At 36.4% G+C, this 4388-nt stretch carries 6 protein-coding genes; 2 read left to right on the plus strand and 4 right to left on the minus strand.

The features are described 5' to 3' along the window. Positions 1-571, plus strand: a 571-nt coding sequence (locus LNTAR_RS24415; RefSeq protein ID WP_007281455.1) for a transposase, incomplete at its 5' end; no start/stop codon positions are given. 700 nt (positions 572-1271) lie between these two features. Here the strand turns inward: LNTAR_RS24415 and LNTAR_RS24420 are convergent. From LNTAR_RS24420 to LNTAR_RS24435, 4 genes are all read right to left on the minus strand, one after another. Beyond that, complete coding sequence (locus tag LNTAR_RS24420; RefSeq protein ID WP_007281456.1) at positions 1272-1484, minus strand: hypothetical protein; 213 nt, start codon at positions 1482-1484, stop codon at positions 1272-1274. Positions 1485-1810: 326 nt separating this feature from the next. Beyond that, positions 1811-2245, minus strand: a complete 435-nt coding sequence (locus tag LNTAR_RS24425; protein ID WP_007281457.1) for a hypothetical protein — start codon at positions 2243-2245, stop codon at positions 1811-1813. Positions 2246-2343: 98 nt separating this feature from the next. Continuing rightward, positions 2344-2706 carry a hypothetical protein gene (locus LNTAR_RS24430; protein ID WP_007281458.1) on the minus strand — a complete coding sequence of 121 codons (363 nt, stop codon included), beginning with the start codon at positions 2704-2706 and terminating at the stop codon, positions 2344-2346. A 90-nt stretch (positions 2707-2796) separates the two neighbouring features. Beyond that, the gene (locus LNTAR_RS24435) at positions 2797-3243 is read right to left on the minus strand and encodes a DUF6036 family nucleotidyltransferase (RefSeq protein WP_007281459.1); all 447 of its coding nucleotides are present in this window, start codon (positions 3241-3243) and stop codon (positions 2797-2799) included. Between the two features lie 415 nt (positions 3244-3658). On the opposite strand from LNTAR_RS24435, the gene LNTAR_RS24440 reads away from it, so the two are divergent. Then, positions 3659-4388: tyrosine-type recombinase/integrase (locus LNTAR_RS24440; RefSeq protein ID WP_040915783.1), on the plus strand; the 730-nt coding region annotated here is incomplete at its 3' end.

The following is a 4388-nucleotide window of genomic DNA, read 5'->3' on the forward strand; positions in this document are numbered from 1 at the left end:
AAATTATCTCGTCAACAATAAAGCTTTAGGCGCATTGTATCGGGGTAAATTTCTCGCAGCCTTAACTGAGCACAAAATTGGCTTCCAATCCTCGCTTTATGCAAAAAAGTGGAATGTGGATTGCCGAAGTGTAGGCCAAGGGCTTCATGCCCTCGAATACCTTGGTCGCTACCTCATGCGAGGTGTAGTTTCAGAGCAATCCTTGTCCGAAAAAGAGGATAAAGTTCGACTGCGGTATAAGGATTCGCAGACCAAGCGGATGGACTCCAAAGATTTTGGACCCGTGGAGTTTTTACAGCGCCTCGCTCAGCACGTCTTGCCAAGGGGCTTCCATCGCGTGCGGGAATACGGTTTTCTCGCTCCTGCAGCCAAGAAAAAACTCTTTCTTATGCAGAACTTACTGGAAGTCAAAATTCCCAATGATCCTCCGCCAAAATTACCTGCGCTACGCTGCAGTCTTTGTCAGGGCATTATGCTGCCCATTGGCCGAGTCATTAGTGAAGGACGTCTCAAGCAAGAATCTTTAGTGTCAGTAGGGGCACGCTCGCCGCCTATAGTTTCAATCTCCTAAGTTTATTCATTAATTTTTTCAGTACAAAACTTTGGGTCATAGATCCCCTATGCCCAAATTTGAGGAATTTCAGTATAAATGCCCTTCAAAAAATCTTTCGATTGCGATTAATCCTAGGAAAAGAATCGACCTTCACAAAAGTAGTGAGTCCATCTAGTCAAACAGGCGTATCCATTGCCTTTTTTGGGGCAAAATTGACCCCTTCATCTCCCTCAGGCTAAAAAGCTAAATACATAGGGCGGGGTCCGAGCATGGGGCTCGTCCAACCATTGATTAAGATTCCGGCTACTTTGGGTTCCCTTTAATATCAGCGAAATCTAATCTTATTCGTTAGTCTTTTTTTTATTTTCTTTCATTTAATTATTATTTTTATAAGATTTGCTATCCATGAAATACCGATTCCTATATGAAACATAGTTACTACAAGAGTAAACATTCCACCACTTCGACAAGTTTTTGGCATGAATATAATCCATAGTAGAGAAAGGGTTATTCCGCTTACTGCTGCCAATAGTGGATTGGATTTTATGATAAAAAATGGGGTTATTACACTTGTGATTAACAGGAGGTAATATGTAGAAATATGTATATCTTTTTGTTCCATTTTATTTTAGACTAACGTCTAAACTGAGTTGTACTTTCTACCTAAAATTTGACTCATAACGAAAGTATCAACTCCAGTTTCTGGTTATACTTTGTTTTATAGTTCATCCATGGCTTTATATATATCTTCAATTCTTTTGATCATATCTTTTTTAGACATATCTTTTAGTTCATTCTTATCAGAATTAATAAACTTTAGAACTTCATTTCTAATGAGCCATTTTTCGAAATTATTATCTTCCATAAGTTTTACTTTTTGAATAATATCTGCTGAATTTTTATATGTGTTTAATATTTCAATATAGTTCATGTTGTATGTTTTTATTTTATTCTAGTATAACGTCTAAACTGAGTTCGTACTTTCTATCTAAATTGTGACTCACAACGAAAGTATCAACTCCAGTTTTTGGTTAGTATTTTGTCTTTTCTTGTTTTTAAATTTATAAAATCCGATCATCTGGGATAATTATTTCTGACTCTGTTTTGTTCTAAAATCATCTAAATTCTGATCATTGTGAATGTGTGCATCCGCGATTCATGGATTCTCGTTTCTTTCATTATTATTTATTATATACTAACGTCCTAGATCACCTGTGCTCGAGGTACGAGAGTATCAGGTGGATCTAATGGTTCGGTTTATTTTATTTTTATAGCATATCCAATTTTCTTTGTGTCAATTACAGTAACCATTTTTTGATATTCGTATATATCGCCTTTATTGTGAGACCATTTTGTTATAGTTGTTTCACCGACTTTTGAAGGATTTATGAGATTACTTGTAGAGGATCCGATTGTCTCTTCAGAGCTTTTTAAAGAATATCCATTTTTATCATCTTTTAAATATTCCCATATTGAGATCTCTAGAATTTTAGAGTTTAAAAGTTGATCGTTAATTTCTTTTGAAACTTTACCATTGGCTTTACATTGAGAGTATATATCTGCAATATTTTGATTCAAAAAATCTATTTCTTTGGCATATTCTTTTTCAAAATAAGTAGAGGTGATTTGTGAGTTATTTTCACTACATGAGAATAGAAGAATTATTAATGATAATATTATTACTTTTAACATGAAGTATTTCCCTTTTTTATTCTTACCGAACGTCCTAGATCACCTGTGCTCGAGGTACGAGAGTATCAGGTGGATCTAATGGTTAGAACTTTTTCTATTTAAGGTAAGGATCCATTTATATATGTTTTTAATAGATTATCTGACCATTCATTTTTAATATTTGCTATTTCTAATTGTACTAGAAATCCAAAATCTTCTGCTGTGTAACAAGATAAATCGCTGACTCCGCAAAATTTGGTGCATTTCTGAAAAACTAATAAATGTAATTCCTCAAAACCTTCTACTGAAAATATGTCTAATTCAGGTAACTGATCGTTTAGTTTATTCCATTCTTCTTCTGATTTTTCATCTGCATCTCGATTGTCTAGATAATTATCTAAATCAATTGATTTTAAGACTGATTCAGGGAGTATCGTATCGGACTTAATTCCGTTTGTAAGTGTTTCTATTAATTTGTTCATTATTATGTTCTAACGTCTAAACTGAGTTGTACTTTCTATTTAAATTGTGACTCATAACGAAAGTATCTACTCCAGTTTCTTGTTATGTGTTTACAGTTCTCCTAGAGACTCTAAATCAGCTAAATCTTGGTGTCTTGATGTTGCTTTCTTATTTTTAATCAAGTCGCTTTTGGAAATCATGATGATTTCTAAATCTCCCATTGTTGTCTTTTCGGCATTTTTATATGCAGAATCAAAATTTACTCCATCTATGGATGTCATTATATCGATTCTAACTGGAGGATAACCCAATTGGAGAACTTGATCTTCATGAATGAAGTCTTCTTGTTTAATGCCTAGAGAGCCAAAACCAAATTCGTTTAGAGCACTAACAACTTTTTCTGCATTATCTTGAGAAATTTTGATCCACAGATCAATGTCGCCTGTATACCTTGGTGCTCCATGGTATGCAAGAGCATACCCGCCAACGATTATATATTTAACTTTTTGTTCGTTGAATAAGTTTAGCAGATCGTTGAAGTCTGGGTGAATTTCCATTGTATTGACGCCTTAATAATTCTACACATGATAAGCGTTCTTCTGGTGTTTGTGTTAACCAAAAAGCTAAATCAGTATTTTGTTTTTTTGAAACCCGTTTTACAACCTTTATCATAATAATCTCAAATTCGTTTTTTATAATTTACTTTTTAATAGCAGCAATACAAATAGTTAATATTTATTATCACATAACGTCTGGATTGAGTTGGATTCGAGGAACGAGAATCTCAACTCCGATCCTTGGTTGAACGAAGCCGCCCTGCGGCAGGCTGTGCTTGTGTAAGTCATTTTCTCCCCTTGTCAAAACTTTCCTCGGTGCCTTTTAATTTGTAGTTTGGTCTTCTTTTACGGTAGTTTTTCTCTGTAGCTTATCAAGGACACAGTTTTGTGTTCTGGCTTAATTAAACGGAGAAAAATGATGAATGATTCATTCCAAAAATATTATAGAGCGATGCAATTGGAGCTTAAGCTCCAAGCTAAGGCAAAGAGTACAGTGGACAACTACTTGCGAGCTTTGCGTCGCGTCAATGATTTGATTGCTTCGCCTCTTGATCAACTTAAAGAAGAGGAGCTCAAGCTCTACTTTTCTGAATTGGTGGATACTTATTCCTGGAGCACGGTGAAGATGGATCGCTGTGCCCTAAGTTTTTTTTATCAATACGTGCTCAAGCGCGAGTGGAAATGGCTCGAAATTGTTCGTATCCCCCGAGTAAAATCCTTACCCGATATCCTCAGCCAAGATGAAACTTTACTGATTTTGTCTCATTTGGAAAAAGCTCGCTATCGAACTTGTCTCACAGCAATTTATTCCATGGGTCTACGCATCAGCGAGGGTGTGAGAATTCAAACAGGCGACATTTGCAAGGATCGCATGCGTTTACATGTGCGCAATTCCAAGGGCTACAAAGACCGTCTCGTTCCCTTGCCCCAAGTGACTTACCAGATGCTAAGGGATTACTGGGTGATGCACCGCAATCCGCTACTGCTATTTCCGCGTTATGCCGGGAAAAGTCGTAGCAATTCCAAAACGACTTTGCACATGGATAAGGGCGGGGTGCAGTCGGCCTTTAAAGCGGCTTTGGCTGATAGTGGCCTCGCCAAACAGGTGTCGGTGCATTCCCTGCGTCATTCCTATGCAACACATT

Origin of the sequence: Lentisphaera araneosa HTCC2155, from assembly GCF_000170755.1 — a bacterium.
Classification (GTDB): domain Bacteria; phylum Verrucomicrobiota; class Lentisphaeria; order Lentisphaerales; family Lentisphaeraceae; genus Lentisphaera; species Lentisphaera araneosa.

Coding starts and splice junctions, on each gene's coding strand:
- LNTAR_RS24420 (WP_007281456.1), bottom strand. CDS start 1,484: ATGAACTATATTGAAATATTAAACACATATAAAAATTCAGCAGATATT.
- LNTAR_RS24430 (WP_007281458.1), bottom strand. CDS start 2,706: ATGAACAAATTAATAGAAACACTTACAAACGGAATTAAGTCCGATACG.
- LNTAR_RS24425 (WP_007281457.1), bottom strand. CDS start 2,245: ATGTTAAAAGTAATAATATTATCATTAATAATTCTTCTATTCTCATGT.
- LNTAR_RS24435 (WP_007281459.1), bottom strand. CDS start 3,243: ATGGAAATTCACCCAGACTTCAACGATCTGCTAAACTTATTCAACGAA.